Below are 5449 nucleotides of genomic sequence, written 5' to 3'. Positions count from 1 at the left end.
TACATTTCAAAAAATTAATTTTTTGAGAACTTTTTGGCGTGGGCTTTAATTCTCAATAACCAATACTTATTGACAGAACTATTGCTGTTACGTACTTTTAGACTTTTTATTTACATCGAACTCAGGTAATATCAATTTTACCTGCTATTAATCTACCACCAATGACGGCGATCGCAGCACAAATTGCGTGTAGATGCGGAAATTACAGGAAGTCATACTTTGGCTGAAACTGCTAGTACAACACGGCATAAATAAACCAACCATTCTAAATCGTTAAAAAGCCTATACTGTCTTCGTTTTGACTTTTGACTTTTGACTTTTGACTTCCGCCCTGCGGTACTAGTGGTCTGTCAAATTTCTATTTATGAATTAGGTTTAAGGTCAAGTGTATATGTTTTAATATCTGCTACTCCAAAGCTAAATGTAACTTAATAGCATCATTGACCAAATCTATCAACTCTTGACTTAAACACCCTACCACATCTCCTAAAATGCGCTGTTTAGAAATTGTCCGTATTTGTTGCGCTTGTACCTTAGAAGTTTTAGATAAACCGGAATCTTCTGGATTTAATAAAACCTCAAAAGGATATACACGACTCATATTAGATGTAATCGGTACAATCGTCACCGTAGTAGAGGCATTATTATTAGCATCATTGCTAACAATGAGTACAGGACGGCGTTTATCCATTTCTGACCCCACTGCGGGACTGAGATTTGCAAGGTATATTTCACCACGTTTCATCTGTTAGCCCATCTCCTACAGTTAAATCCCATTCTGGGTCAAATTCTGCCGCAGCTTCCCGATAAGCTTGCTCTAGTTCCTGATAACGCAGTAATTCTATGGCTAACTCAATTACTTGAGAACGAGATTTACAGCCTTTAGTCAATTTATAATTTTCAATAAACTGCACCAAAGAGGATGGTAAAGAAATGGAAAGTTTTTCAGCTTGCATAGTATTACCAAAAGGTAATTATATTTTTCCTACTTTATAGTAACATAAATAGTGGGGGGTAATACACTTAACATTCAGCGACCAAGAAAACACACAAAAACCCATAACCCCGACTTCTTAAAGAAATCGGGGTTCTAACATCTGTTTTCGATGTTAATTATTTTCCCTCTATAGCTGCGACTATGCCGAAGATGATAAATAGAAAGCCGCCGATAAAGGTAATTTGCCGTTCGGAAATTTTACCTGCTATTAATCTACCACCAATGACGGCGATCGCTGCACAAATTGCGTGTCCTAATATTGCACCAGCGGTGACACCAATGGGGTTATTTCCAGCAGCTAGGGCTATGGTGGCTATTTGTGTGCGATCGCCCCATTCTGCTATAAATGTTAATACGAAGGATTTCAGTAAAATTGACCAAACAGTTTTTTGCTGGGAGTTATTTAACTCTGCTTTGTCTACCGCTTCTTGTGCCTCTTCTGCGACTTCTTCGGTAGCAGATACAGCCATTTTATTGGCATCATAAGTTAACTTCAAACCAAAGGCAATAAACAAAACTATTTCCGCGTAATGAATATAGACTTTTGGTAATAAAGATACTACCTGCCCAAATGCAACTGATAAGATAGTCATAGCCGCCAAAGCAGCCACCACACCAGCAAATACCAAACGCCGGGGGTGGTGCATGGACAATATCACAGCAATAAAAAATGTTTTATCGCCTAATTCGGAAATGGTAATTAGTAATAAACCTGCGGTAAAAGCTGTTAGCACTCTCTCAAACTCCTAAAGGATTTTTTACCTGTGTGGAGTATCAATGAGAGCCATTCAACCTCACTGAACTCCACATAGTTAAATGTGTAGTCAGTGAAGGTCTCGCTTTCAAATACTTTATTTATTCGCTATCTAAACCAGGCTCATCACCAGTATGTTGACTTAGATATACTGAGCAGAAAATTTTGATTTACTGTCAGCAGCTACTCCCCTTCTATTAGTCATGTATAATACTCTTTTTAACAATAAAAGTCAAGCCATAAACCCTAATTTGAGATTATGACCTATTTAGAAACCGCAGCCCAATTTTACAGCCAAGTTGCCCAAACACCAGAAATAGGTCTTTGCTGTGTCCAAAGTACACCTTTACAACTACCAGGACTGAAAATTCCCCTGGCTATGCAGGAAATGAACTATGGTTGTGGAACTACAGTTCATCACAATGAACTCAGTAATGAACCCACAGTTTTATATGTTGGTGTCGGTGGTGGGTTGGAAGCTTTGCAATTTGCTTATTTTTCTCGTCGTCCTAGTGCGATTATTGTTGTCGAACCTGTGGAAGCTATGCGAGAAGCTGCAACCCGTAATTTACAACTTGCTGTAAAGGAAAACTCTTGGTTTGATCCTAGCTTTGTCGAAATTCGTCCGGGGGATGCTTTTAATTTACCTGTTGCGGATGCTTCTGTAGATGTAGTCGCGCAAAATTGCCTGTTTAATATTTTTGAACCCGCAGATTTAACTCGCGCTTTAAAGGAAGCATATCGGGTATTAAAACCAGGTGGGCGCTTGCAGATGAGTGACCCAATCGCTACAAGTCCAATTCCTGCTCATTTACAAAAAAATGAACATTTACGCGCTTCGTGTTTATCCGGCGCACTCACATATCAAGAGTATACTAATCTAATTATTAATGCTGGTTTTGGACAAATTGAAATTCGCGCCCGTCGTCCTTATCGGTTATTAGATAAACAAACTTATAAACTAGAAGAAAATCTACTTTTAGAAAGTCTGGATTCTGTGGTTTTTAAAGTAGATATTCCCGCAGATGGTGCTTGTATTTTTACTGGTAAAACAGCGATTTATGCAGGTAAGGAAAACTTTTTTGATGATAACGCTGGACATATTCTCCAACGCGGTATTCCGGCGGCGGTTTGTGATAAAACAGCGGGAAATTTAGCAAATTCAAATCCTGAAGAAATCATTATTACTAATTCTACATGGTATTATGATGGTGGGGGATGTTGTTAATTTTATGTATGTTTATATTGTTATAGCTTGTGTGACGATGCAAGAGTCATAAGTAATTAGACAAAAATATTTACAGTCATTGCGAGGGAAGGGAAGCAATCACAACCCTGGCGATTGCTTCATTTCACTTAGTTCCCTATGGCTAACGCCACGCTGCGCTAACGCAATGACATTGTGTAATTAATTTTGTCTCACTACTTACGCGACGCTATCAGCAAGTTCTAATTAAAACTATGATTCTTGAATTTCTCTTTGTAAAGCCTGAATTTGCTGAAGAGATAATTCTGTAATTTCGGCAATTTGTTCTAAACTCATGCCAATTCGTAACAATTTTAAAGCAAACAGTTTTGTTGTTTCAGCTTTACCTTCTTCTAAAGCTTCTTGATAAACTCTGGTTTGTTTCAACTCACTTAAACCTAACATAGCTTCAATCTCCTTTCTGCTTCTTTTGGGTAATTTATAGACGATAATTGTCTCAATCAGATTAATTAAATCCCGTTTGATTTTGGTATCAGTTAGTTGTTGGTTTGCTTGTGCAATTAAGCGTCTTGCCAATGCTGGTGCAGCTTTCTCTGTTTCTATTACCAGTTTAACAACTCCTACCCCTAAAGAACTCTCTCCCAACTCATCTAAATAAATGCGTGTAACTCGTTCAAGCAGTAAGATTTCGCCAAATTGTAGATTCTGTTCTCTTTCTATATTACGACTAGGATAGATGATTACAGCTTGCCAAGGATGAGGAGTTTTGTATTGTCGCAGGTAGAGAAAAAGCTCTGCAAAGAGACGATAATATAAATCATCATCGGGTTGAAATTGAACCTCGACAATGTAAAATGGTTTTTTAGGATCTTTGGTGGTTGGTAAAAATAAACCGTCTAAACGAAAAGCCAGTTGTTTAACTTCACGAGAGGTAAATTCATAAACATCTGCTTCTGTGGGAGAATTATTAATTAATTCAAAAAAGATGCGAGGAAATGCTTGAAATAAGCTATAGAAAATTGTATCGGTTTTCACGGTAATTGAATAATTCTTATATCTAATCTAGCTAAGGTTTCGCGCAAAGAGGCAAAGGAGTAAAGACGCAAAGCCAGAAAACTCTCGTTCCCAGTCTCTGACTGGGAATGTCATCTTAGAGGTTCTACCTCCAGGTATAATAGAGGCAGAGCCTCTTAACTACATTCCCACGCAGAGCATGGGAACGAGATGTCTAAATAAATGCGTGCAACTCGCTCAAACAACAAGATTTCCCCAAATTGTAAATTCTCTTGCTTTTCCTCGTTTTTCCTCGTTCCCAGTCTCTGACTGGGAATGTCATCTTAGAGGTTCTACCTCCAGGTACAATAGAGGCAGAGCCTCTTAACTACATTCCCACGCAGCATTATCAATAGTCTGTCACTTCCCCCTGTCTCTTAGGTTAAATGACCTTTAAAACATCCTTTTATAGAAATTCGTGCTGGAGATGCTTCTATGATTACACCTTTTTTTCAACAGCTAAATTCACCTTTAACAAAGAAGGAAATTAACGTTTTACAAATTAATTTGGGAAAACGTTGTAATTTAGCTTGTAACCATTGCCATGTAGAAGCTAGTCCCAAAAGAACTGAGGAACTGACACCGGAAATTTGTCAACAGTTAATTACTTTAATTGAGAAGTTTCCCGAAATTAAAATTGTTGATTTAACTGGTGGCGCACCAGAAATGAATTATGGTTTTAAGCCATTGGTAGAAGCTGCTATAAAGGCAGGTAAACAGGTAATTGTGAGATCAAATTTGACAATTTATTTTGTGGAGGGATTTGAGGATTTACCAGATTTCTTTGCTCAACATCAAGTTAGAATTGTGGCTTCTCTTCCTTGTTATTTAGCAGATAATGTGGACAAAATGCGGGGAGATGGTGTTTTTGAGCAATCTATTCAAGCTTTGCAATGGTTGAATAAATTAGGTTATGGTCAAAACCCAAATTTAGTTTTAGATTTGGTGTACAATCCTCCATTACCAAATAGTGAAAATTTTTCTTTAACTCCCGAACAAGAAAATTTAGAAAAGGCTTATAAAACCTTTCTGTCGAAAAAGTTTGATATTCGATTTAATCATCTTTTCACAATTACTAATATACCTGTAGGGAGAACAAAGTTTCATTTAGAACGAAAACAACTTTATTCTAGTTATTTACATTTTTTAGAATCTCACTTTAACCCAAAAACAATTGATGGTTTAATGTGCCGTGAACAACTTTCTATTGATTATTTAGGGAATATTTATGATTGTGACTTTAACCAAATGATGAATTTACCTGCAAAAACTAGCAATGGTGAAAAGTTGACGGTGAGCAAATTATTAGAAATTGGTAGTTTAGATATAATTAATGAAATCCAAACTGCTGAATATTGCTATGGTTGTGCCGCGGGGTGTGGTTCTAGTTGTGGTGGTGCTATAGTATAAAGTGACAAATATTAAGAATATATATATC

Annotated in this window: 6 protein-coding genes; 2 read left to right on the top strand and 4 right to left on the bottom strand. The window is 37.2% G+C overall.

Features of this window, described 5'->3' with window-relative positions; genetic code table 11:
- Positions 1-406: 406 nt before the first annotated feature.
- The 3 genes from IQ228_RS20100 to IQ228_RS20090 form a co-directional block, all read right to left on the bottom strand.
- Positions 407-745 (bottom strand): type II toxin-antitoxin system PemK/MazF family toxin, encoded by a 339-nt coding sequence (locus IQ228_RS20100; RefSeq protein ID WP_193964133.1) that lies wholly within the window; start codon positions 743-745, stop codon positions 407-409.
- Positions 732-956 carry a CopG family transcriptional regulator gene (locus tag IQ228_RS20095; protein WP_027404252.1) on the bottom strand — a complete coding sequence of 75 codons (225 nt, stop codon included), beginning with the start codon at positions 954-956 and terminating at the stop codon, positions 732-734. Before IQ228_RS20095 ends, IQ228_RS20100 begins: the two co-directional genes overlap by 14 nt.
- Before the next feature lie 157 nt (positions 957-1113).
- Positions 1114-1731: a TMEM165/GDT1 family protein gene (locus IQ228_RS20090; RefSeq protein WP_027404253.1), complete on the bottom strand. Its 618-nt coding sequence runs from the start codon at positions 1729-1731 to the stop codon at positions 1114-1116.
- 279 nt (positions 1732-2010) lie between these two features.
- Here IQ228_RS20090 and arsM point away from each other — a divergent pair, with 279 nt between their 5' ends.
- Positions 2011-2979 carry an arsenosugar biosynthesis arsenite methyltransferase ArsM gene (gene arsM, locus IQ228_RS20085; protein WP_193964131.1) on the top strand — a complete coding sequence of 323 codons (969 nt, stop codon included), beginning with the start codon at positions 2011-2013 and terminating at the stop codon, positions 2977-2979.
- Between the two features lie 231 nt (positions 2980-3210).
- Here arsM and IQ228_RS20080 read toward each other — a convergent pair whose 3' ends face one another.
- The gene (locus tag IQ228_RS20080; RefSeq protein WP_027404255.1) at positions 3211-3993 is read right to left on the bottom strand and encodes an Rpn family recombination-promoting nuclease/putative transposase; all 783 of its coding nucleotides are present in this window, start codon (positions 3991-3993) and stop codon (positions 3211-3213) included.
- A 453-nt stretch (positions 3994-4446) separates the two neighbouring features.
- Here IQ228_RS20080 and arsS point away from each other — a divergent pair, with 453 nt between their 5' ends.
- Positions 4447-5421: an arsenosugar biosynthesis radical SAM (seleno)protein ArsS gene (arsS, locus tag IQ228_RS20075; RefSeq protein ID WP_027404256.1), complete on the top strand. Its 975-nt coding sequence runs from the start codon at positions 4447-4449 to the stop codon at positions 5419-5421.
- The last annotated feature ends 28 nt before the right edge of the window (positions 5422-5449 follow it).

The sequence above is a fragment of the Dolichospermum sp. LEGE 00246 genome (assembly GCF_015207865.1).
GTDB classification, from domain to species: Bacteria; Cyanobacteriota; Cyanobacteriia; order Cyanobacteriales; family Nostocaceae; genus Dolichospermum; species Dolichospermum heterosporum.
The sequence above is the reverse complement of the archived record's forward strand: the minus strand, read 5'-3'. Positions and strand labels throughout refer to the sequence as shown.

What these genes read in the sequence shown, in the direction of transcription:
- IQ228_RS20100 (WP_193964133.1), bottom strand. Translation starts at nt 745, where the DNA reads ATGAAACGTGGTGAAATATACCTTGCAAATCTCAGTCCCGCAGTGGGG.
- IQ228_RS20095 (WP_027404252.1), bottom strand. Translation starts at nt 956, where the DNA reads ATGCAAGCTGAAAAACTTTCCATTTCTTTACCATCCTCTTTGGTGCAG.
- arsM (WP_193964131.1), top strand. Translation starts at nt 2,011, where the DNA reads ATGACCTATTTAGAAACCGCAGCCCAATTTTACAGCCAAGTTGCCCAA.
- arsS (WP_027404256.1), top strand. Translation starts at nt 4,447, where the DNA reads ATGATTACACCTTTTTTTCAACAGCTAAATTCACCTTTAACAAAGAAG.